The 21,959-nt window shown below is 67.4% G+C and carries 23 protein-coding genes and 1 tRNA gene; 17 read left to right on the plus strand and 7 right to left on the minus strand.

Going from position 1 to position 21,959, the window contains the following annotated elements; translation table 11 throughout:
* The first annotated feature begins 287 nt into the window (after positions 1 to 287).
* From folP to Q9R17_RS16175, 17 genes are all read left to right on the plus strand, one after another.
* Positions 288 to 1,184 (plus strand): dihydropteroate synthase, encoded by an 897-nt coding sequence (folP, locus tag Q9R17_RS16095; RefSeq protein ID WP_308155595.1) that lies wholly within the window; start codon positions 288 to 290, stop codon positions 1,182 to 1,184.
* Positions 1,184 to 2,137, plus strand: a complete 954-nt coding sequence (miaA, locus tag Q9R17_RS16100; RefSeq protein WP_308155596.1) for a tRNA (adenosine(37)-N6)-dimethylallyltransferase MiaA — start codon at positions 1,184 to 1,186, stop codon at positions 2,135 to 2,137. The genes folP and miaA overlap by 1 nt, the downstream gene beginning before the upstream one ends.
* Positions 2,138 to 2,232: 95 nt before the next feature.
* On the plus strand, positions 2,233 to 2,505 hold the full coding sequence (gene hfq, locus Q9R17_RS16105) for an RNA chaperone Hfq (RefSeq protein ID WP_308155597.1): 273 nt from the start codon (positions 2,233 to 2,235) through the stop codon (positions 2,503 to 2,505).
* 14 nt (positions 2,506 to 2,519) lie between these two features.
* Positions 2,520 to 3,830 carry a ribosome rescue GTPase HflX gene (gene hflX / locus Q9R17_RS16110; RefSeq protein WP_308155598.1) on the plus strand — a complete coding sequence of 437 codons (1,311 nt, stop codon included), beginning with the start codon at positions 2,520 to 2,522 and terminating at the stop codon, positions 3,828 to 3,830.
* A gap of 102 nt (positions 3,831 to 3,932) precedes the next feature.
* Positions 3,933 to 4,427 carry a nicotinamide-nucleotide amidohydrolase family protein gene (locus tag Q9R17_RS16115; RefSeq protein ID WP_308155599.1) on the plus strand — a complete coding sequence of 165 codons (495 nt, stop codon included), beginning with the start codon at positions 3,933 to 3,935 and terminating at the stop codon, positions 4,425 to 4,427.
* Positions 4,428 to 4,462: 35 nt separating this feature from the next.
* Complete coding sequence (gene ubiB / locus Q9R17_RS16120) at positions 4,463 to 6,142, plus strand: 2-polyprenylphenol 6-hydroxylase (protein WP_308155600.1); 1,680 nt, start codon at positions 4,463 to 4,465, stop codon at positions 6,140 to 6,142.
* Positions 6,143 to 6,237: 95 nt separating this feature from the next.
* Entirely contained in the window at positions 6,238 to 6,873 is a 636-nt protein-coding gene (gene lexA, locus Q9R17_RS16125) for a transcriptional repressor LexA (protein ID WP_308155601.1), read from the plus strand.
* A 202-nt stretch (positions 6,874 to 7,075) separates the two neighbouring features.
* Positions 7,076 to 8,113, plus strand: a complete 1,038-nt coding sequence (recA, locus tag Q9R17_RS16130) for a recombinase RecA (protein WP_308155602.1) — start codon at positions 7,076 to 7,078, stop codon at positions 8,111 to 8,113.
* Between the two features lie 112 nt (positions 8,114 to 8,225).
* Complete coding sequence (recX, locus tag Q9R17_RS16135) at positions 8,226 to 8,726, plus strand: recombination regulator RecX (RefSeq protein ID WP_308155603.1); 501 nt, start codon at positions 8,226 to 8,228, stop codon at positions 8,724 to 8,726.
* Between the two features lie 111 nt (positions 8,727 to 8,837).
* The gene (gene alaS, locus Q9R17_RS16140) at positions 8,838 to 11,486 is read left to right on the plus strand and encodes an alanine--tRNA ligase (RefSeq protein ID WP_308155604.1); all 2,649 of its coding nucleotides are present in this window, start codon (positions 8,838 to 8,840) and stop codon (positions 11,484 to 11,486) included.
* 149 nt (positions 11,487 to 11,635) lie between these two features.
* Complete coding sequence (gene csrA / locus Q9R17_RS16145; protein ID WP_006432031.1) at positions 11,636 to 11,839, plus strand: carbon storage regulator CsrA; 204 nt, start codon at positions 11,636 to 11,638, stop codon at positions 11,837 to 11,839.
* Positions 11,840 to 11,923: 84 nt separating this feature from the next.
* A tRNA-Ser gene (locus tag Q9R17_RS16150) sits at positions 11,924 to 12,016 on the plus strand.
* A 143-nt stretch (positions 12,017 to 12,159) separates the two neighbouring features.
* Positions 12,160 to 12,573 carry a DUF6538 domain-containing protein gene (locus Q9R17_RS16155; protein WP_308155605.1) on the plus strand — a complete coding sequence of 138 codons (414 nt, stop codon included), beginning with the start codon at positions 12,160 to 12,162 and terminating at the stop codon, positions 12,571 to 12,573.
* Positions 12,558 to 12,854: a hypothetical protein gene (locus Q9R17_RS16160; RefSeq protein ID WP_308155606.1), complete on the plus strand. Its 297-nt coding sequence runs from the start codon at positions 12,558 to 12,560 to the stop codon at positions 12,852 to 12,854. Before Q9R17_RS16155 ends, Q9R17_RS16160 begins: the two co-directional genes overlap by 16 nt.
* Positions 12,855 to 12,997: 143 nt before the next feature.
* Positions 12,998 to 13,333: a hypothetical protein gene (locus Q9R17_RS16165; protein ID WP_308155607.1), complete on the plus strand. Its 336-nt coding sequence runs from the start codon at positions 12,998 to 13,000 to the stop codon at positions 13,331 to 13,333.
* A gap of 31 nt (positions 13,334 to 13,364) precedes the next feature.
* The gene (locus Q9R17_RS16170) at positions 13,365 to 13,775 is read left to right on the plus strand and encodes a hypothetical protein (protein WP_308155608.1); all 411 of its coding nucleotides are present in this window, start codon (positions 13,365 to 13,367) and stop codon (positions 13,773 to 13,775) included.
* Positions 13,776 to 13,790: 15 nt separating this feature from the next.
* On the plus strand, positions 13,791 to 14,573 hold the full coding sequence (locus Q9R17_RS16175; protein ID WP_308155609.1) for a hypothetical protein: 783 nt from the start codon (positions 13,791 to 13,793) through the stop codon (positions 14,571 to 14,573).
* Positions 14,574 to 14,645: 72 nt separating this feature from the next.
* Here the strand turns inward: Q9R17_RS16175 and Q9R17_RS16180 are convergent, their stop codons facing one another.
* The 7 genes from Q9R17_RS16180 to Q9R17_RS16210 all read right to left on the minus strand — a co-directional run bounded on the left by Q9R17_RS16180 (position 14,646) and on the right by Q9R17_RS16210 (position 21,904).
* Positions 14,646 to 15,023 carry an EF-hand domain-containing protein gene (locus tag Q9R17_RS16180; protein WP_308155610.1) on the minus strand — a complete coding sequence of 126 codons (378 nt, stop codon included), beginning with the start codon at positions 15,021 to 15,023 and terminating at the stop codon, positions 14,646 to 14,648.
* Between the two features lie 68 nt (positions 15,024 to 15,091).
* On the minus strand, positions 15,092 to 15,517 hold the full coding sequence (locus tag Q9R17_RS16185) for a hypothetical protein (protein WP_308155611.1): 426 nt from the start codon (positions 15,515 to 15,517) through the stop codon (positions 15,092 to 15,094).
* 119 nt (positions 15,518 to 15,636) lie between these two features.
* Entirely contained in the window at positions 15,637 to 17,592 is a 1,956-nt protein-coding gene (locus Q9R17_RS16190; RefSeq protein WP_308155612.1) for a MacB family efflux pump subunit, read from the minus strand.
* 11 nt (positions 17,593 to 17,603) lie between these two features.
* Positions 17,604 to 18,806 (minus strand): efflux RND transporter periplasmic adaptor subunit, encoded by a 1,203-nt coding sequence (locus Q9R17_RS16195; protein WP_308155613.1) that lies wholly within the window; start codon positions 18,804 to 18,806, stop codon positions 17,604 to 17,606.
* Positions 18,807 to 18,941: 135 nt separating this feature from the next.
* The gene (locus Q9R17_RS16200; protein WP_308155614.1) at positions 18,942 to 19,718 is read right to left on the minus strand and encodes a hypothetical protein; all 777 of its coding nucleotides are present in this window, start codon (positions 19,716 to 19,718) and stop codon (positions 18,942 to 18,944) included.
* A 156-nt stretch (positions 19,719 to 19,874) separates the two neighbouring features.
* A complete protein-coding gene (locus Q9R17_RS16205; protein ID WP_308155615.1) occupies positions 19,875 to 21,233 on the minus strand; it encodes a HAMP domain-containing sensor histidine kinase in 1,359 nt (452 codons plus the stop codon).
* Positions 21,230 to 21,904 carry a response regulator transcription factor gene (locus Q9R17_RS16210; protein WP_308155616.1) on the minus strand — a complete coding sequence of 225 codons (675 nt, stop codon included), beginning with the start codon at positions 21,902 to 21,904 and terminating at the stop codon, positions 21,230 to 21,232. The genes Q9R17_RS16205 and Q9R17_RS16210 overlap by 4 nt, the downstream gene beginning before the upstream one ends.
* Positions 21,905 to 21,959: the final 55 nt, after the last annotated feature.

Below are 21,959 nucleotides of genomic sequence, written 5' to 3' on the forward strand. Positions count from 1 at the left end.
TTGGATTTCGATTGGGATGGATCCACGCATGGCGTGGATCTACAACGGATCGCAGGAAATTGTCGAAGGCGGGGTGGGGCCGGTTGAGGCGGTGTGAGCGGCATGGATGCCGCGACCAAGCCCCCATGGATGGGTTTACGGCGTCCCCCTCAACCGGACCCACCCCGCCATCCCACGGAATGTCAGCTTTTGACGTTGACGTTGACGTTGACGTTGCCTTGGCCTCGGCAGGTGCAGGGCGCAGCCCTGCCGCACTAAACTAAACGCCGTTGCCTGCAGGATCGCCCATGTTCGACACCTCCCCCCAGCTCGACTGCGCCGGCCGCGTCCTGCGCCTGGACCGCACCCGGGTCATGGGCATCGTCAACGTCACCCCGGACTCGTTTTCCGATGGCGGCGTGCATGACACCACCGAAGCGGCGGTCGCCCACGGCCTGCGGCTGGTGGAGGAGGGGGCCGACCTGCTCGACATCGGCGGCGAATCGACCCGCCCGGGTGCCGCGCCGGTCTCGGTCGAGGAAGAACTGCGCCGCGTGCTGCCGGTGATCGAACAACTGGCTGCGCGCACCGCGGTGCCGATCAGCGTGGACACCTTCAAGCCGGCGGTGATGCGTGCAGCGGTCGCTGCCGGCGCCGGCATGATCAATGACATCCATGCCCTGCGCCAGCCGGGGGCGCTGGAGGCGGCCGCCGAGGCCAACGTGCCGGTGGTGCTGATGCACATGCAGGGCGAGCCGGGCACGATGCAGGACGCGCCGCACTATGACGACGTGGTGGCCGAGGTGCATGGCTTCCTCGTGCAGCGGCTGTTTGCCGCCGAGATGGCCGGCATCGCAAAGAAGCACCTGGTGATCGACATGGGCTTCGGCTTCGGCAAGGACACCGGCCACAACATGGCCCTGCTCGCGCGCGCGGAGCGTTTCCTGGAACTGGGCGTGCCGATGCTGGCGGGACTGTCGCGCAAGCGCAGCCTGGGCGAGTTGACCGGGCGCGATGCCCCCGCCGACCGCGTGGCGGCCTCCGTGGCTGCCCATCTGATCGCAGTGCAGCGCGGCGCGCGCATCGTACGGGTGCATGACGTGGCTGCCACGGTCGATGCACTGAAGGTCTGGCAGGCCGTCGAGGCGGTGCCTGCCCCACGCAAGGATCCCGCGCCGGCCCTGCGCTGGCCGGATGAAGACTGATGGGCATTGACCGGCGACCGCTGGCGATCGCCGTGATGGGGCCGACCGCCAGTGGCAAGACCGCCACCGCGATCGCCCTGGCACGGCAACTGGACGGCGAGATCGTCAGCGTCGATTCGGCGCTGGTCTACCGGGGGCTGGACATCGGTTCGGCCAAGCCGGATGCCGGTGAGCGCGCGCGGGCGCCGCACCACCTGCTGGACCTGCGCGATCCCTGGCAGCCTTATTCGGCGGCGGAGTTCGCCGCCGATGCCGCCCAGGTGGTGGCCGGCATCGTGGCCCGTGGCAAGGTGCCGATCCTGGCGGGGGGGACGGGCCTGTATTTCCGGGCGCTGCTGCAAGGCCTGTCGCCGATGCCCGAAGCCGACCCGGCGACCCGCGCCCAGCTGGCGGCCGAGGCGGCCGAGCGCGGCTGGGCGGCCCTGCATGCTGAACTGGCCGCCGTCGATCCGGCGGCAGCCGCACGCATCCACGCCACCGATCCGCAGCGCATCCAGCGGGCCCTGGAGGTCTACCGGCTGACCGGTATCGCCATCAGTGAATGGCAGCGCCGCCCCGGGGTGGACCCGCTGCCGGTGCGGACGCTGAAGCTGATCCTGGCCCCGCGTGAGCGTGCCGTGCTGCACCAGCGCATCGAGGCCCGCTTCGATGCCATGCTGGCCCAGGGCTTCCTGGACGAAGTCAGGGCCCTGCGTGCCCTGCCGCAGATGGCCCGGGTCGCCGCGCCGCTTGACCTGCCGGCGGTGCGCGCGGTCGGCTACCGGCAGGCCTGGGAGTACCTGGACGGGCAGGGCGATGCCGCCTGCTTCCGTGACAAGGCCATCTTCGCGACCCGGCAGCTGGCCAAGCGCCAGCTGACCTGGCTGCGCGGCGAACTTGATGCGCGCTGGTTCGACCCCCATGTCGATGGCGAGCGCTTGGCACAGGCCGTATCGACCTTCGTCGCACGCTGACTACCGGCCAGCCGTGTACCATCAGCGGTCGGTGGCCGCTGGGGAAAACGCGGCCAGCGCCGATAACCAATAAGAACAATAAACAGGAGTGTGCAATGTCCAAGGGACAATCGCTGCAGGATCCTTTCCTCAACGCACTGCGGCGCGAACGTGTGCCGGTGTCGGTGTACCTGGTGAACGGCATCAAGCTGCAGGGCACGATCGAGTCGTTCGACCAGTTCGTGGTGCTGCTGCGTAACACCGTCAGCCAGATGGTCTACAAGCACGCCATTTCCACCGTGGTGCCGGCACGCAATGTGAAGGTTGGTCCGGGTGGCGGTTATGTGCAGTCCAGTGAAGGTGACCAGGCGGGTGATGAAGTCGAGTAAGTCGGGAGTGGTTCGTGTTTGACCGCTCGAAAAAGGGTGAACATGCCCTGCTGATCCAGCCGCATGCTGGCCGGCTGGAAGACGATGTGCTGGAAGAATTCGGCGACCTGGCCCGTTCGGCAGGCGCCAGCATCGCTGCGACCATCACGGCGCGCATCGACCGGCCCAGCCCGTCGACGCTGATCGGCAGCGGCAAGCTGGATGAGGTGAAGGCCGCCGCCGAGGCGACCGGCGCCGATCTGGTGCTGGTCAACCATGCGCTCAGCCCGGTGCAGGAACGCAACCTGGAACGCTTCCTGGAGCGCCGGGTGATCGACCGCACCGGTCTGATCCTGGATATCTTCGCCCAGCGTGCGCACAGCCACGAAGGCAAGCTGCAGGTGGAACTGGCGCAGCTGCGCCACCTGGCCACGCGCCTGGTGCGCGGCTGGACCCACCTGGAACGCCAGCGCGGTGGTGCCATCGGCCTGCGTGGCCCGGGTGAAACCCAGCTGGAAACCGACCGCCGCCTGCTGCAGAAGCGGGTGGAGCAGCTGCAGAAGCGGCTGGAGAAGGTCGAAGTGCAGCGCACCCAGATGCGCCGTGCGCGCGTGCGCAGCGAGCTGCCGCGGGTCGCTCTGGTGGGCTACACCAACGCCGGCAAGTCCACGCTGTTCAATGCGCTGACCGGCGCGGAAGCCTACGCGGCCGACCAGCTGTTCGCCACGCTGGACCCGACCGTGCGACGTATCGCGGTGCCGGGAGGCAGCGTGGTGCTGGCCGATACCGTGGGGTTCGTCCGCGACCTGCCGCACGACCTGGTCGCCGCGTTCCGCTCGACCCTGTCCGAAGCGCGCGAAGCCGATTTCCTGCTGCATGTGGTCGATGCCGCCGATCCGCACCGCGAGGAGCGCATCGCCCAGGTGGATGAAGTGCTGGCTGCCGTCGGCGCCGGTGACCTGCCGCAACTGCTGGTGTTCAACAAGATCGACCGTATCGACGGTGCCGACGTGCGCCACGATGGCCAGGACGGGGTGCCCGATGATGCCCGGCGTGAGCGCGTGTGGATTTCCGCACGTGACGGGCGTGGCCTGGATCTGCTGCAGTCGGTGCTGGGCAAGCGGCTGGGCCTGCAGCACATCACCGGTGAACTGCGTTTGCCGCCCAGTGCCGGCCGTCTGCGGGCCCGGCTGCACCAGCTGGAAGTGGTCCGAGGTGAAAGCGTGGACGAGGACGGCTGGCGGTTGCAGGTGGACCTGCCGATCGCCGAGGCCGAAAAGCTGGCGGCCAGTGCCGATGGCGGCCCGATCCGGACCCTGCTGCCGGAGAAACTGCCGGAGTGGTGAGGCCCTGCCGGGCCTTGCCCGCCGGCAGGGCGGGCCGATGGCCTGACATGCGCCCGTCATCTGCGGTACAACGTGCAGGTTCTTCACCCCACCGTGACGCCGATGTCCCTTCCCACCGATGCCGATCTCAACGCCCAGGCCGTTGCACTGGGCCAGCGCCTGCAGCAGGCCGGCCTGCTGCTGGTGACCGCTGAAAGCTGCAGCGGGGGCTGGATCGCCAAGGCCATGACCGATATCGCCGGATCCTCGGCGTTCTTCGACTGCGGCATGGTGGTCTACAGCTACGAAGCCAAGCAGCGCCTGCTGGGCGTGCGCGCGCAGACGCTGGAGCAGTTCGGCGCGGTCAGCCGCGAGACCGTGCTGGAAATGGTGTCCGGTGCCCTGGTCAATTCCGGCGCCGGCATGGCGGTGGCGGTGACCGGTATCGCCGGCCCCGGCGGTGGCAGTGCGGACAAGCCGGTGGGCAGCGTCTGGATCGGCTGGAAGCGTCGCGGCGGCTATGCGCGCGCGGAACTGTTCCACTTCGACGGCGACCGCGAAGCCATCCGCCGGCAGACCGTCGCCGCCGCGTTGCATGGTGTCCACGCCCAGCTGTGAGATGCTGGCCCGGTAGGCAACCGGAGTGATCGCCGATGTGGGAAACGCTGGGCACTGTCCGTGACCTGGGCCGGCTGCAGGAAATCGCTGCCGTCCTGATCCGCTATGGCTTCGGTGACGTGGTGCGGCGCATTGGCCTGGCCACCGTGCTGGAGCGTGCCGGCAAGCTGCTGCACTGGAACGACAGCCAGCAGATGCTGCGCATGACCGCGCCCACCCGTGTGCGGCGGGCGATGGAAGAACTGGGCCCGACGTTCGTCAAGCTGGGCCAGGTGCTGGCCACGCGCGTGGACCTGCTGCCGCCGGAATGGATCGACGAACTGTCCGAGCTGCAGAATGCGGTGCCCGCGCTGCCGTATGCCCAGATCCGTGCGCAGCTGGAAAGTGATCTCGGTGCGCCGCCACAGGACGTGTTCGCATTCCTGGATGAAACCCCGATGGCCGCCGCGTCGCTGGCGCAGGCCCATCGCGCGCGGCTGCATGATGGGCGTGAGGTGGTGCTGAAGGTGCGCCGTCCCGGTATCCGCGATGTGGTCGAAGCGGATCTGCGCCTGCTGGCACGGCTGGCGGAGATCGTCGAGGCGCGGCTGCCGGACCTGCGCCGCTACCGGCCGGCCGAGGTGGTGCAGCAGTTCACCGTTTCGCTGCGCCGCGAACTGGATTTCGCCGCCGAATGCCGCAACGCTGAACGCATCGCGCGCAACTTCGAGGGGCGTGACGACATCCTGATTCCACGCGTGCACTGGCAGTGGACGTGCGAAAGCCTGAACGTCCAGGATTTCGTTGACGGCATTCCCGGCCGCGACCTGGCGGCGGTCGATGCGGCCGGGCTGGACCGGGTGGAACTGGCCCGGCGCGGTGCGGACATCGTGCTGAAGATGGTGCTGCAGGACGGCTGCTTCCACGCCGATCCGCACCCGGGCAACATCTTCTACCTGCGCGACGGGCGCATCGGCGTGATCGATTTCGGCATGGTCGGCGCGCTGTCCGAGGCGCGGCGCTTCCAGGTCGCCCAGCTGCTGCATGGGCTGGTCGACCAGGACCCGGAGGCGGTGGCGGACATCCTGCTGGACTGGGCCGGTGGCGTGGAGGTGGACGAGAACCGCCTGCAGCAGGACATCAGCCAGTTCGTGGACCAGTACCGTGGCGTACCGCTGAAGGACCTGCGCATCGGCCTGATGCTGGCCGACATCACCCAGCTGCTGCGCCATTACAGCCTGACCCTGCCGGCCGATCTGGCATTGATGATCAAGGCGTTCCTGACCCTGGAAGGCATGGGGCGCCAGCTCGACCCCGATTTCGACATGGCCGGCGCGGCACGGCCGTTCCTGGAGCGGGTGGTGGTGCAGCGCTATGCCCCGCGCGCGCTGCTCAAGCGGGGCCGGCGCAGCCTGCAGGGCATGATCGACTTTGCCGGTGACCTGCCGCGCGACCTGCGCCGGCTGGTCCAGGCCGCGCGTCGCGGGCGCCTGCAGCTGAAGGTGGAAACCAGCGCGCTGCAGGGCTTCGGCGACCAGGTCAACCGCGCGGCCAACCGGCTGGTGATGGGCGTGGTCACGGCGGCGCTGATCATCGGCTCATCGATCGTCATGCACAGCGTAGGCGGCATTTCCAGCCGCTGGCTGCTGGCGCTGGGGGTGTGCGGCTTTGTCGGGGCCGGCCTGTGCGGTGTCTGGATCCTGTTCTCGATATGGAGAAGCGGCAGGCACACCTAGTGTCGCTGCCGCACGGATGCCAGGCAGACCACGCGGCACCCCTCGGCCTCGCCCCCCCCTTGCACTCCCCATCATTAGTAGTAATACTACTAACCATGGACCTCACCGACACCCAGCAGGCGATCCTGCAGTTGATCGCCGAGCGTATCGAGACCGACGGCGCACCGCCGTCGCAGACTGAAATCGCCCGCGCCTTCGGCTTCAAGGGCGTCCGTGCCGCCCAGTACCACCTGGAGGCGCTGGAGCAGGCCGGAGCGATCCGCCGCATTCCCGGCCAGGCCCGAGGCATCCGCCTGGTGCAGGCACCAGCGGTGGAAAAGCTCGCCGAGCCCGACCTGCCCGACAGCCTGCTGCGGCTGCCGGTGCTGGGCCGGGTCGCGGCGGGCCTGCCGATCGGGGCCGACATCGGCTCGGACGATTTCGTGGTGCTGGACCGGGTGTTCTTCTCGCCGGCGCCGGACTACCTGCTGAAAGTGCAGGGCGATTCGATGATCGACGAGGGCATCTTCGATGGCGATCTGATCGGCGTGCACCGTACCCGCGATGCGCATTCGGGCCAGATCGTGGTGGCACGCATCGACGATGAGATCACCGTGAAGCTGCTCAAGATCGCCAAGGACCGCATCCGCCTGCTGCCGCGCAACCCGGACTACAAGCCGATCGAAGTGCTGCCGGACCAGGATTTTGCGATTGAAGGTCTCTATTGCGGCCTGTTGCGACCCAACCGTTGAGCCGTTTCCCCAGCTATTCCCGCGGTCTTTTGTGGCGATTCTCTGGTTCCACCGAGGTTGGTACGGATGTCCGATAATTTCCGTTCCACCGCCGGGCACAATCTCAGCCTGTGCGATACCCCCGTTTTAAAGTGAACCCATGGCGAAGAAGACCCCGAAAGACAGCACCCCCAACGACATGACCTCTGCAAGGACCAATACGATGGACGAGAACAAAAAGCGCGCCCTGGCCGCTGCTCTGGGCCAGATCGAAAAGCAGTTCGGCAAGGGCTCGGTGATGCGCATGGGCGACCGCGTGGTCGAGCCCGTCGAAGCCATCCCGACCGGTTCGCTGATGCTCGACATCGCACTGGGCATTGGTGGTCTGCCGAAGGGCCGTGTGGTGGAAATCTACGGTCCGGAATCCTCGGGCAAGACCACCCTGACCCTGCAGGCCATCGCGCAGTGCCAGAAGCTGGGCGGTACCGCGGCCTTCATCGACGCCGAGCATGCGCTGGACCCGATCTACGCCGGCAAGCTGGGCGTGAACGTGGACGACCTGCTGCTGTCCCAGCCCGATACCGGCGAACAGGCCCTGGAAATCGCCGACATGCTGGTCCGTTCCGGCTCGGTGGACATCCTGGTCATCGACTCGGTCGCCGCGCTGACGCCGAAAGCCGAAATCGAAGGCGAAATGGGCGACCAGCTGCCGGGCCTGCAGGCCCGCCTGATGAGCCAGGCCCTGCGCAAGCTGACCGGCAACATCAAGCGTTCCAACACGCTGGTGATCTTCATCAATCAGCTGCGCATGAAGATCGGTGTGATGATGCCGGGCCAGAGCCCGGAAACCACCACCGGCGGCAACGCGCTGAAGTTCTATGCCTCGGTGCGCCTGGACATCCGCCGCATCGGCGCGATCAAGAAGGGCGACGAGATCATCGGCAACCAGACCAAGATCAAGGTGGTCAAGAACAAGCTGGCCCCCCCCTTCAAGCAGGTTGTCACCGAAATCCTGTACGGCGAAGGCATCAGCCGTGAAGGCGAACTGATCGACATGGGCGTGGATGCCAAGCTGGTCGAGAAGGCCGGTGCCTGGTACAGCTACGGCGATGAGCGCATCGGCCAGGGCAAGGACAACGCCCGTGGCTACCTGCGCGACAACCCGACGGTCGCCGCCAAGCTGGAGGCCGAGCTGCGCGAGAAGTTCCAGCCGGCCGAAGCCAACCGCGAAGAAGGCGACGACGACGGCGACGACGAGTAAGGCTTGCTGTGGGGCAGGGCGGCGCCGTCAGTGACGTCGCCCTGTCCCGCAGGTTCGTACCGCCCAGGGATGGGCATGGGTGCCAGGGACGGCGCCACCCTTGGAGCAACTGATGTCCGACGCCGACGCCGATGCCGATGCCCGGCCTGGCCGCAAGCGCCAGCCGCGTGAACAGACCCCGGTGCAGCGGGCGCTGGGCCTGCTGGTCCGGCGCGAGCATTCCCGCAAGGAACTGACCCGCAAGCTCACCGCCAAGGGCGTGGAGGGCGATGCCGCCCGCGCGGCGGTGGACAAGCTGACCGAGGCCGGCTGGCAGGACGACACCCGTTTTGCCGAGAACCTGGTGCGGATGCGTGCGAATACCGGCTATGGGCCGATCCATATCCGTGCTGAACTGGGTACCCATGGCCTGGACAGCAGTGCCATTGCCGAGGCGATGGACAGCTATGACGGTGACTGGCAGGAAAACGCCCGGGATCTGGTCCGCCGCCGCTTCGGCGAGACAGGGCCACAGGAGCTGGCGCAGCGGCGCAAGGCGGCCGATCTGCTGGCCCGCCGGGGCTTCGACGGCGACTGCATCCGTCGTGCGACCCGCTACGACCCGGATGACTGAGGACTGGGGGCGCCGGGCCTGTTACTCTTTGAGGTTTCGGCGGTCCGATTTCCGGCCGCGGCCAGGCGGCCGTGGCGGCGGGGCTGCCGGCCCGCACACTGCCAGCCCCCCATGAACGCATCCGCCAAATTCAGCACCTCCCAGATCCGCAGCGATTTCCTTGAGTTCTTCAAGGGCAAAGGCCACACCATCGTGCCGTCGGCACCGCTGGTGCCCGGCAACGATCCGACCCTGCTGTTCACCAACTCCGGCATGGTGCAGTTCAAGGACGTGTTCCTGGGCGCGGAAAAGCGCAGCTACGTGCGCGCCGCCGACGTCCAGCGCTGCCTGCGCGCGGGTGGCAAGCACAACGACCTGGACCAGGTGGGCTACACCGCCCGCCACCACACCTTCTTTGAAATGCTGGGCAACTGGTCCTTCGGCGACTACTTCAAGAAGGACGCCATTGCCTGGGCCTGGGAGCTGCTGACCCAGGTCTGGAAGCTGCCGGCCGACCGCCTGCTGGTCACCGTGTACCAGACCGACGATGAGGCCTACGCGCTGTGGCGCGACATGGTCGGCGTGCCGGAAGCGCGCATCGTGCGCATCGGCGACAACAAGGGTGCCCCGTTCGCCTCGGACAACTTCTGGCAGATGGCCGACACCGGCCCCTGCGGCCCGTGCACCGAAATCTTCTACGACCATGGCGACCACATTGCCGGTGGTCCCCCGGGGTCGCCGGATGAGGACGGTGACCGTTTCATCGAAATCTGGAACCTGGTGTTCATGCAGTTCGACCGCCAGCCCGACGGCACCCTGGTGCCGCTGCCGGCGCCGTGCGTGGACACCGGCATGGGCCTGGAGCGCCTGGCCGCGATCCTGCAACACGTGCACACCAACTATGAGATCGACCTGTTCCAGGCGCTGATCCGCAAGGCCAGCGAACTGACCGGTACCGGCGATCTGGAAAACAAGTCGCTGCGCGTCATCGCCGACCACATCCGTGCCTGCTCGTTCCTGATCGTCGATGGCGTGCTGCCGTCCAATGAAGGCCGCGGCTACGTGCTGCGCCGTATCATCCGCCGCGCCCTGCGCCACGGCTGGATGCTGGGCGTGCGCCAGCCGTTCTTCAGCAAGCTGGTACCGACCCTGGTCGATCTGATGGGCGAGGCCTACCCGGAGCTGCCGGCGCAGGCCGAGACGGTCATCCGCGCCCTGCAGGCCGAGGAAGAGCGCTTCGCCGAGACGCTGGATTCGGGCATGAAGATCTTCGACGACGTGGCGGCCAAGGTCAGCAACGGCGTCATTCCGGGCGTGGATGCGTTCCGCCTGTACGACACCTACGGCTTCCCGCTGGACCTGACCCAGGACATCGCGCGCGAGCGTGACCTGACCGTGGACATCGACGGCTTCAATGCCGCGATGGAGAACCAGCGCGAAACCGCCCGTGCCGCCGGCAAGTTCGGAGGCGGTGTGACCCTGCCGGCCGAACTGGTCGCCACCCTGAGCCCGACCGTGTTCCTGGGCTACGACGCCCTGCAGGCCGACGGCCTGCGCGTGCTGGCCCTGCTCAAGGACGGCCGTCCGGTACAGGCCGCCGAGGCCGGCGATGCGGTGATCGTGATTACCGACCGCACCCCGTTCTATGCCGAATCCGGCGGTCAGGTCGGTGATACCGGCGTCATCACGGGGGCCGGCGTACGCCTGGCGGTCGAGGACACGCAGAAGTTCGCGGGCCAGTTCCACGGCCACGTCGGCACCCTGGCCGAGGGCGGCCTGAAGGTGGGTGACGTGCTGGCCGGCCAGGTGGACGGGCAGCGCCGTGGCGCCACCATCCTCAACCACTCGGCGACCCACCTGCTGCACGCCGCCCTGCGCGAAGTGCTGGGCACCCATGTGCAGCAGAAGGGCTCGCTGGTGGCACCGGACCGCCTGCGTTTCGACTTCTCGCATTTCCAGCCGATCACCGCGGCCGAGCTGGCCGTGATCGAGCGCAAGGTCAACGAGCAGGTCCGCGCCAACAATGCGGCCGAAGTGCACCAGATGGGCATGCAGGAAGCGCTGGACTTCGGTGCGATGGCCCTGTTCGGTGAAAAGTACGGCGAGAACGTGCGCGTGCTGAAGATGGGCGACTATTCCACCGAGCTGTGCGGCGGTACCCACGTCAACCGTACCGGTGATATCGGCCTGTTCAAGATCACCTCCGAGGGCGGTGTCTCCGCAGGTGTGCGCCGCATCGAGGCCGTCACCGGCCAGGGGGCGCTGGATCATGTGGATGCCGAAGAGGCACGCCTGGCCGAGGCGGCCGAACTGCTGGGCGGCAGCGCCGCCGATGTGGTCGAGAAGATCCGTGCCCTGGGCCTGCGCCAGAAGCAGCTGGAGCGCGAACTGGAGGCCGTGAAGGCCAAGGTGGCCGCCGGTGCCACCGCCGATCTGTCCAGCCAGGCGGTCGAGGTGGCCGGTGTGAAGGTGCTGGCCGCACGCCTGGAAGGCTTCGACGCCAAGGCCCTGCGTGATGCCATCGATCGCCTGAAGCAGCAGCTGGGCGATGCGGTGATCCTGCTGGCCGGCACCCAGGACGGCAAGGCAGCCCTGGTCGCGGGCGTGAACGGCAGTGCAATGGGCCGGGTCAAGGCCGGGGAACTGTTGTCCCATGTCGCCAGTCAGATCGGGGGCAAGGGCGGCGGACGCCCGGACCTCGCCCAGGGTGGTGGCGAGGACGGGCCCGCCCTTGCCACTGCGCTGGCCGCCGTGGTCGAGTGGGTCAGCCCCCGCCTGTAAACGTTTCTGGCCGGTTCCCTCCCTTGAAGGGGGGGAACGGCAGACGGTACCATTGCCTACTCTTTTTCCCTTTGTCGTGGGGCGGCCTTGACAGGACGCCAAGCCGGTGGGGGATACCCTTCCACACGGTTCCATGGAGACTTACCAAAATGTTGATCCTGACTCGCCGCGTCGGCGAAACCCTGATGATCGGAGACTCGGTCAGCGTCACCGTGCTCGGCGTCAAGGGTAACCAGGTGCGTATCGGCATCACTGCGCCGAAGGACGTGGCCGTGCATCGCGAAGAGATCTACCAGCGCATCCAGCGTGGTGATGAAGCCGGTGGCGCCGGCAGCGAAAATTCTGCGGAATAATGCTTTACCTTTCCGCGTGAATAAGGCTATTATTCACGCCCTCGACGGCAACCTTGAACGGACGCCAGCGAGGCTGAAAACCCCGGAGTGATGCCCGAGTGGCCGAAGGGGCTCCCCTGCTAAGGGAGTATAGGGTCAAAAGCTCTATCGAGGGTTCGAATCCCTCTCACTCCGCCAGTTGATAGGAAACGCCCGCAGATCAATGATTTGCGGGCGTTTTTCTTTTCCGGCCTTGGACACTCGCTTGGACGCGTTGTCATGCGAGTAGCGCGCTACCTGGTTCGCGGCATCACACCGGCCGCTTCTACGTTTGGCTGAAGGTGCCGAGCGATCTTCAATCCCTGCTGGGCTGCAAAGTCATCAAGCGCGCCACGGCGACGACCTGTGCGCGTGTCGCCACCGCTTGTGCGCTGGTGATGCAGGCAGCCTATGCTCAGATCTTCGCTGCCCTCAGGAATGACGGTATGGGACCGGAGCTGGATGAGCTCTTGAAGATGCTCAAGGGAAAGCCTATCCGCGAGTTGACCCTTCAAGGGGGCACGCTGCCGGGTGGGGTGGAGCTGGGGCGTGTCGAGATCAACGACGATCGTGATCGTGTGTTGTTTCAGCAGACCGTTCGCGACCTCCTGACGTTCGACCATTGGCTGCCGTCGTCGAAGGCGTTTTGCCGCCCTCGGCGCCTCGCCCTTCTCAAGCGGTGGGCAAGGAGCGGCCACCCGTGCCGGTGGGCATGACGCTTGCGGACGCGCGCGATAAGTACCTGCTCGGCATCCAGGGCAAGAACGTTGGCAGGACCATCGTTCAGAAGCGGAAAGCACAGGTTGACCTGGAGCTCTTCTTGGCAGGGCAGCGCAAGAATGGGCGCCCGGTCCTGTTGCAGGCGCTGACCCGCCTGGACTTCGCCGATTGGTTCCTGCATGAGCCGTCCTTGGGGCGGGTGATCACCTGCATCACCACCCGAACGAGCCGTGGCGCGTACATTGCGGCTGAAGACTACTTCTTCAAGGTGAAATGATGGATCCCGGACGCCGGTGGTTTTCAGTTGTTGCGCTGGTTTTTATCCTTGGCGCTTGTTCTTCATCCAGCCAGGATGTGGGCTCCGCGGGGGCTCCAGGCGCGTGTAAGTTTCGTGGTAATGAGTTGGGAGCTGAAACCTGCATGACCACGATGTCTGCGCTGTTGTCTCAGCCGGAAAAATTTGATGGGCGCTTGGTTTCCTTCCATGCATGGACGGATCAGGTCAACGGTGCGATCTTGCTCTTTCCCTCCCGTGATGAACTGGATGCAAGGGACTCATTCAGTTCATTGGTCGCCTATCCAGAATCAAGTCCGGCTGCCTTTCGAGAAATGTCTTCGGTTGAGGATGGGAAAGGGAAATTCTTGCGGGTGACCGGGACGTTTCGCTGGAATCGCGAGGGTGCTCCCAGGTCCCCAGGTGCTCCAGTGGATGTAGATCGGATGGGTGTAATGGAAGGCCTTGATTTAAGTTTGTAGCGGATGAGTCGAGTGGGTTGGTGGCAGGTGCTTGGCGAGCCTTGTAGACGTTCGCGCCTTGGCGACGGTAGCGGTGATCGGTCTGCCGACGATCGAGCCGGTGGTCAGTGCACCCGGTCTGGTCAATGTGACGCAGTACAGCCTGAGCTGGCCGGCACCGGCCAACAGCGAGAGCTTCGTGCTGGAGGCAAGCGCCAACAGTGCTGGCTGGACGGTGGTGTACAGCGGTGGCACGAACAGCTTTGGCGCCAGCCGGGGCAACGGTAGCTATGCCTGTCGGGGGCGTGCCTGCAACTTCGCCGGATGCAGTCTGAACTCCGGCGTGGCTACGGTGTCGGTGGTGCTCCCGCCCCCAGGGATGTACCTCTTCGAAGCCCAATGGCTGAGCAGCAAGACGGCGCCTTATCAGGTCCAATGCACGGTGGGTTGTTCAACGCGGTGAAGAGGGAGACGGAACATGAGCACCACAGCACGCATGTTGGCATTGCTGGCGACGCTGGCGCTGGCCGGTGGCTGCCATGCGGCTGGCGCGCCTGCGCCCGGCTACCGTTTTGAAGGCGTGGCGCCCAAGGGCCACCAGGTGAGCGTCTGCAATGGCGCGCGCTGCCACGCGGCCGCCGCGCCGGAGAACCTGCAGTTGCAGCTGGACGAGGGCGATGCGGTGTCCTATGTCGATCTGGACGGAGATGGGCGTCCCGAGCTGGTGATGTCCGGGCCGGCAGGTGTCAATCGTTGCATCACGATCTACAAGCCGTCCGCTACCGACGGCAGCATCCGCGAGTACACGCCGGGACCGGCGGCGATCTGCAACTACCGGCTGCGCGATGGCTACCTGTACAGCCAGACCCGCGAGGGTGCCACGCTCGTGGAGGAACGCTACATGGCCCGCGACGGCCGGCTGGTGCTGCAGCTGCGGGACAGCTGCGTGGGCTGTGGGCGCGTGGCGCGCGAGCGCTTCAGCGACGGCACGCCGGTGCAGCGCCTGTTGGTCAGCGATGCACCGCGGATGGAGGACCGCACGCCGGTCCAGGCCCGCATCGTCGTGGACAGGGCCAGCCTGTTCAACAGCGCCGATGCCGACGATCGCTCGCGCATGTATCTGGTGAAAGGGGACACGGTCGAGGTGCTGGAGCACGCGGGGAACGGTGATTCGGCGCTGTACCGCGTCCGCTACACGCGCCAGGGCAGGCCTGCCATCGAGAAGTGGCTGGCCTGCAGCAGCCTGGGCAGCTGCCGCTAGCAGCTGCCGGCAGGCGCACCGTACAGGCATCACCATCACCGGCCCTGTCGCGCCGGTGATGGTGCGCTCCGGTTACTTCTTCGCTGCCTCGGCGGTCTGCGCCGCCACCATGGCCTGCTGCAGTTCCTTCAGCGACAGGAAGCCATCCTTGTCGGTGTCCAGGCCGTCGAAGTAGCGGGCGATCTCCGGCACGACGGCGGCTTCGGTCTTGCTGATCTTGCCATCGCTGTTGGCATCCATGGCCTTGAAGGCTTCGGTGATGGAATCGGCCTGCTTGTTGAAGCGCGACTGCTGGTAGCGGGTGTACTCGCTCTTGTCCACCTTGCCGTCCTTGTCGGCGTCCATTTCGCTGAAGGTGGAATCGATATAGGCCTGCTTCGGATCAGAGGATGCGCCGTGGGCGAATGCCGGAACCAGGGCGAGGGCGAACAGCAGAGGAGAAATCTTCATGGTCGATGGAATCCTGGAATGAAAGGAAACAGATGCACGCGGGCACGCCGCAGGGGCGTTGCATGCTTTCAGCGGCAGCGGTAGGTGTAGCCGTCATTGCCGCGGTAGGTGTCGGTCCCGCGGTCATAGTTGCCGTAGCGGCTGATGCAGTAGTCGGCACGCTCGCGGTTTTCACGTTCACGCTTGGCGGCTGCGGCAATCACGCCTGCCACCACCGCCACGCCGACCGTGCCGGCGACGACGTTGCGGGTTCTTTCACGATCACGGCGTTCCCGCTCGCGGCGCTCGCGCTCTTCCTGCTCCGCCGCTCCCGCAATGACGCCCGCTGTCAGGGCAACGCCCAGTGCCGCTGCCGCCGCGCGTTCGGATTCTTCCTTGCGCTGGCGCTCCCAGTACCCGTCCTGTCCCTTGGCCTGCACGTTGCCTGCGTACGGAATCATGACCAGCAGTTGAGCGATTACCAGTAATGCCACGCGTCCTGTCCTGAGAAACATTGTCCGCTCCTGTGCGGTTGTGGGTGTGTGGCGCTAGTACACCCCGCGAACATTGCGCCAACCTGCAGTGCACGCGGCTGCAGGATCCGGTTCATCTGCCGGCCATGCAGGCCGGCCGTTCAGCGGATCAGCGCCTCCACCGGGTCCAGCTGCGCGGCACGGCGCGCCGGCAGGAAACCGAACCCGATCCCGATCAGGCTGGAACAGGCGAACGCGGCGACGATGGAGGCGGCCGAGAACACCAGGCTGAAGCCGACGTCGGCCAGTTCCAGCAGCAGGCCCAGGCCCAACGCCAGCGCAATGCCGAGCACGCCGCCGAGCAGGCATACCAGCACCGACTCGATCAGGAACTGCTGCAGGATGTCGCTGCGGCGCGCGCCGACAGCCATGCGCACGCCGATTTCGCGGGTGCGTTCAGTCACCGACACCAGCATGATGTTCATCACGCCGATGCCACCGACCACCAGCGCGATGGCGGCGATGGCGCTGATCATCATGGTCAGGATGCCGGTGGTCTGCTCGATGGAATGGCGGATCTGCGCGTTGTTGCTCATGTAGAAATCGCGGCTGCCATGACGCCGCATGAGCAGCCGGGCAATGGCCGCTTCAGCGGCCTGCATGGTGATCGCATCGGACACGCGCACGGTGATGCTCGATACGTGGCTCTGGCCCAGCATGCGCGCCATGGCGGTGGTGTAGGGCACCCAGATGCTCAGGACCGAAGCATCCCCCACGGCAGCGGCATCCTTCTTCGTCACGCCGACCACGCGTACCGGCACGTTGCCCAGCAGCAGGGTCTGCCCGACCGGGTTGTCGCGTGCGCCGAACAGACGGGCACGGGTATTGGCATCGATCACCGCCACCTGCTGGTAGCCATCCACCGCGGCCTGCGCGAAGAAGCGGCCTTCGCCCAGTTCCAGCCCACGCACACGGAAGTACTGCTCGCTGACCCCGTGCACCTGGGTGCTGGCGGTGCGGTTGCCGCGCATTGCCGTGGCGGTGGTGGCCACCCCCGGGGTCGCGCTGTCGATGAAGGGTTGCCCGGCCAGGGCTACGCTGTCACCGGGGGTGAGGGTTTCCACCTGCGCGGCACGCAGGTCGCCGAAGCCGGCGCCGGGATAGATTTCGATGGTGTTGGTGCCCAGCGAGGCGATGTTGGACAGGATCGCCTGACGCGCGCCGGTACCCAGCGCGACCACCGACACCACCGAGGCGATGCCGATGATGATGCCCAGCATGGTCAGGAAGGTGCGCATGCGGTGGGCATTCATGGCCCGCAGCGCCATGCGGAAGGCTTCGCTGAAGCGGTCGCGCACGGCCTGCAGGCTGCTGCTCCCGGCCTGCGCTGCCACCTGTTGCGCGGCCTGGCCGGGCATGGCCGTCGCCTGCCGGGTGGGCCGGTCGGACACGATGCGGCCGTCGCGGATTTCGATGATGCGCTGGGCATGCTCGGCCACGGCCATGTCATGGGTGACCAGCACCACGGTATGGCCCTCGGCATGCAGCTCGGCCAGGATCTTCATCACTTCCTTGCCCGACTGCGTGTCCAGCGCGCCGGTGGGCTCGTCGGCGAAGATCACCGCACCACCGTTCATCAGTGCCCGGGCGATCGACACGCGCTGCTGCTGGCCACCGGACAGCTCGCCGGGGCGATGGTCCATCCGCTCGCCCAGGCCCAGCCGCGCCAGCAGCTGGGCCGCCCGTGCGTGGCGTGCCTGCGCGGGCACGCCGGCATAGATGGCCGGCACTTCAACGTTGCCGATGGCCGACAGGTCGTTGAGCAGGTGGTAGCGCTGGAAGATGAAGCCGAAATGCTCGCGGCGCAGTGCCGCCAGTTCATCCGGGTCCATCTGCCCGGTATCGCGCCCGCCCACCTGGTACTGGCCGGCCGAGGGCCGGTCCAGGCAGCCCAGGATGTTCATCAGCGTGGATTTTCCCGAGCCGGACTGGCCGACGATGGCGACCAGCTCGCCGGCGTGGATGTCCAGGTCGATACCGTGCAGCACGACCAGTGCCTGGTCGCCAGCGGGGAATTCACGGCGCAGCCCGCGCACGCTTAGCAGCGGCTGCGGCATCGGTGCCGCCGTCACGGCTGTGCCGGGGCGGCGCCCGCCTTGTGTCCAGCGGCAGCGGCCTGCGCCAGCACGACCTGTTCGCCTTCCTTGAGCCCGCTGCGCACTTCCACCTTGATCTGGTCGTCCAGCCCGGTGGTGATGCGGCGTGTGGCGGGGCGCCCGTCCGCGCCGGGAACCTGCACGGTATAGCTGCCATCGGCGGCGCGCGCGCCCAGTGCGGCGGAGGGAATGGTCAACACGCCACGGGCCCGGCCGAGCACGATGCGGACCTGCGCCGTCATGTAGCTGCGCAGCCGGCCGTCGGCATTGTCCACATCGAACTGGCCGTTGTAGTACATCGCCGCGCGGCTGCTGCTGCCGGACAATCCGGGTGATGCGAGGCTGGAGGTGTCTTCCCGGGTGATCGACTCCGGCGCCGGCGCGATGTCGCGCAGGGTGCTGCTGTAGCGCCGGCCGGCATCGCCCAGGATGGTGAAGAACGCTTCCTGACCCAGTGCGGTGTGCACTACGTCGGCCTCGGAGATTTCGGCATACACCGTCATGATGTCCTGGTTGCCGAGCATGACGATGGTGGGGGCGCTCTGCACGGCGTTGACGGTCTGCCCCTGGCGGGCGACCACGGCCAGCACGGTGCCATCGGTGGGGGCGGTGATGCGCGTGTAGCCCAGGCTGGTCTGGGCGCTGTCCACGTCCGTCTGGCGCTGCACGATCTCGCCGTCCAGTGCGGTGATCTGTTCGCGCGTGGCGTCCACGCGGGCCTGCGCGGCGTCCACATCCGCACGTGCCACCAGTTGCGCGGCCCCCAGGCGCCGCAACCGGTGCAGGGTGAGTTCAAGCTGGCGCAGGTCGGTGGCCAGGGCCTGGCGGTTGGCACGCGCGCTGCGCTGGGCAGCCTGCGCGCTCTGCAGCGCGTTGCGCTGGGTGCGCGAATCGATCTCGGCGATCAGGTCGCCGGCCTGCACCTTGTCGCCCAGCTTCACGTGCAGCGTTTCAATGCGCCCGGAGACCTGGGCACCGACGCTGACCAGGCGGGAAGGCTTCAGCGTGCCGGTGGCTTCCACCACCTGCTCGATGTCGCTGCGGGTGACCGGGGCCAGTTCCAGTGGCGGTGGCGGGGCCGGTGCCAGCACCGCGTAGGCCAGTGCGGCGGTGCACAGCACGGCAGCGCCAATCAGCAGCATGCGCCGGCGGCGCCGGGGGGCGGCCGGGGTCATGCCGGCAGCATCCAGGGGGTGAAAGGCATCGGGAATCCTTGCGTGATGGAGATGGGCCGCGTGCGGTCACGCGTCGACGAAGGTCGAGTCTCGGCAGGCAGGATTGCGCGAACCTTGCGTCGCGCCCGGGACGGTTCAGGGGCCGGCGGGAATGGTGATCAGGGCGACCGCGATGAAGTGCAGCAGGCTGCCCAGCACCATCAGGCACGACCACAGCAGGCGGCCTGCCCGGTGCAGCGGGTGCAGCTGCAGCGCCAGGCCCAGGACATAGGCCAGTCCACCGGCCCAGACCCAGGCCAGGGGCTGCAGCGGCAAGGGCAGGCAGAGCAGGGTGGTGCAGACCAGCACGACCGCAGCGGCGGCGGCCTGCAGCCCACGGCGGGCAGGCGGGTACCGTGGCTGCCCGCGCCAGGCCGAACCGGGAATCAGCAGCGTGGTCGTGCAGCCCACGACCAGCAGTCCGGCGGCACCGTGGCCGCCGGCATAGGCGGCCAGCGGCAGTGCCAGTGATGCGACCAGCAGCCAGGGCAGGTGCCGTTCCAGTGCGGCCAGCAGCGGGCGGGGCGGGGTGGGGCGGGTGTGCTGCAGTGCGCACAGCCCGTGCAGCAGGGCGTGCACGGCCACGAACAGCAGCACCGCCAGCGACAGCGGTGGCGGTGCGTGCCCACTGCCGGAAAACGCCAGCAGGCTGCCCGGCAGCGCGAAGAACAGCGCGCCGAACAGGTGGATCAGTCCCTGGCCACGGGTGCCTTCGGGCATCGACCGCAGCCAGCCCGGCCAGTGCGCCAGCCCGGGCAGCGGACGTTGTGCGTGACGATGGTTCCAGGCGGCACCGGTCAGCGTGGGCGGTGGCGGGGAGGGCGTGGGTCGGTCCGGATGGGCGGGCGGTGGTGGCGGGGCGCCGTGGGACACGTGGCGGGCTTCCTGTCGGGGGGGTACGTCATGGCGCGTTCGCGCCCTACTGTCCCCATGCTGGAAAGCCAACATTGCCGCAACCTTGCCTGCCGTAGCTGCGTACGGCGCGGGGACAGCCGGCAGTCATCGCCGCGGCTGCCACGCCGAGGGGGATCATCCCGGGGGGAGCGCAGCGGACGCACCGTTGGCACCGGCATGGGGCGGGAATTCCACGCGGATCAGCGCACCGCCGCCGGGCGCGTCGAGAATCGTGACCCGTCCGCCATGGCGGTCGACCACCTGGCGCACCAGGTTCAGGCCCAGCCCGGTGCCGGTCTGCCGGGGGCGCAGACGCTGGAACGGCTCGAACACGCGCTCGCGCTCGGCTTCCGGAATACCCGGGCCGTCATCTTCCACTTCGATACAGGTGCCCTGCACGCGCACGATCACATGGCGGCCACCGTGTTCGGCGGCATTGAGCACCAGGTTGGACAGCACGCGCTCCACCGCCCCGGTCTCGCCCTGGATCGGGTGGTGCGGCTCGACCACGACGGCGACGCTGCGCCCGGACTGGATCAGCAGGGGCGCAAGATCGGCCGCCACGCGCTTGGCCAGCCGCGCAAGGTGGATGGTCTCGCGCTGCCCGGAGGTCTCCATCCGGTGCAGGTCCAGCAACTGCTCGGCCAGCGTGGCCAGGCGCGCGATTTCCACCGCCAGGCTGCGCGAGGTGGCGTCGTCGGCCGCGTCGATCTTCACCCGCAGGATGGCGATCGGCGTGCGCAGTTCATGCGCGGCGGCGGCGATGAAGCGGCGTTGCCGTTCATGCCCCTCATCCAGGCGATCCAGGGCCTCGTTGACCGCTGTCACCAGCGGAGCGATCTCGACCGGCACCGCGGTCTCGGTCAGGCGGATGCCGCGATGGCTGGCAGATATGTTCTTGGCCTCCTGGGCGATGCGCTCCACGCCGGCCAGGGCCTTGCGCACGATGATCGGGGTGGCGATCAGTGTCACCAGGGCCAGCAGCGCGAAGATCGGCAGGGTGATCACGTGTGCGGCCATGGCCATCTGCCAGGTCAGCGTATCCACTTCGCCATGGGCCATGATGGTCAGCTTGCCGGCCGGGCCGGTGTGCTCACGGATGACGATGGCCATGCCGTCGCCGGGGTCGCGCCCGCGCAGGTCACCGAAGGGGATGTCGCGCAGCGCGTTGGCCAGTGATGCGTAGGCCGGCGGTACGGTGCCGAAGCTCACGTGCCGGCCGTGTTCGTCCTGGGCCGTGAACCACGCCCCGGGTGCGATCCTGAGCAGGTCCTCGAACGTGGGCGTGCGCTTGACGTACAGTGCGCCGCTGCTGTCCCGGTGCACCGCTTCCGCCGCGACCTGGGCGAAGGTCTGCACCGTGTAGTAGCCGCCGCTGTCGATGCGTACCAGCACGATCAGCAGGGCGAACAGGGCGACGGTCAAGGCCAGCAGGTGCAGGATCAGCGGCTTGATGATCAGCGGCCACTTCAACGACGGACGGCGCTTGCTCACGTGCTTTCCCGCATCAGGTAACCCACGCCGCGGATGGCATGGATCTCCACGCCGGCATCGGCATCGGCCAGCTTGCGGCGCAACCGCGAAACGTGCGAATCAAGCGTGTTGGAATGGATGCCGTCGTCGAAGCCGTACACCGCCATTTCGATGGATTCGCGCAGCACGGTGCGGCCCAGGCGGCGTGCCAGTGCGGCCAGCACGCGGATCTCGCGGCGTGGCAGTTCCAGCCGTTCGCCGCCGACGGTGGCTTCGCCCGAGACCGGGTCGAATACCAGCCGCCCGGCATTGATGGTATCGACCTGCATGTCGCTGGGCCGCCGGCTGACCGCACGGATGCGGGCGAACAGTTCCTCCAGCGCGAAAGGCTTGGCCAGGTAGTCATCGGCGCCTTCGTCCAGCCCTTCCACGCGGTCGGGCAGTTCGCCCAGCGCGCTGAGCACGATCACCGGCACGCCGGGATTGCGTTCGCGCAGCAGGGGAATCAGCGCCAGGCCGTCGCCATCGGGCAGGGTGCGGTCGAGCAGGATCAGGTCATGCGCACCGTACAACGCCGCTTCGCGGGCCAGCGCGAAGGTATCGGCCAGGTCCACCACGTTGCGCTCGCGCTGCAGGGCGGAGCGGAGCGTGGCGGCCAGTTCGGCTTCGTCTTCAACCAGCAGGATGTGCATCGGCAGGGCTCGGGCAGGAGAAGGGCGGATCCCGCAGGGCGGGCATGGAAAGGGC

Source organism: Stenotrophomonas sp. 24(2023) (assembly GCF_030913365.1).
GTDB lineage: Bacteria > Pseudomonadota > Gammaproteobacteria > Xanthomonadales > Xanthomonadaceae > Stenotrophomonas.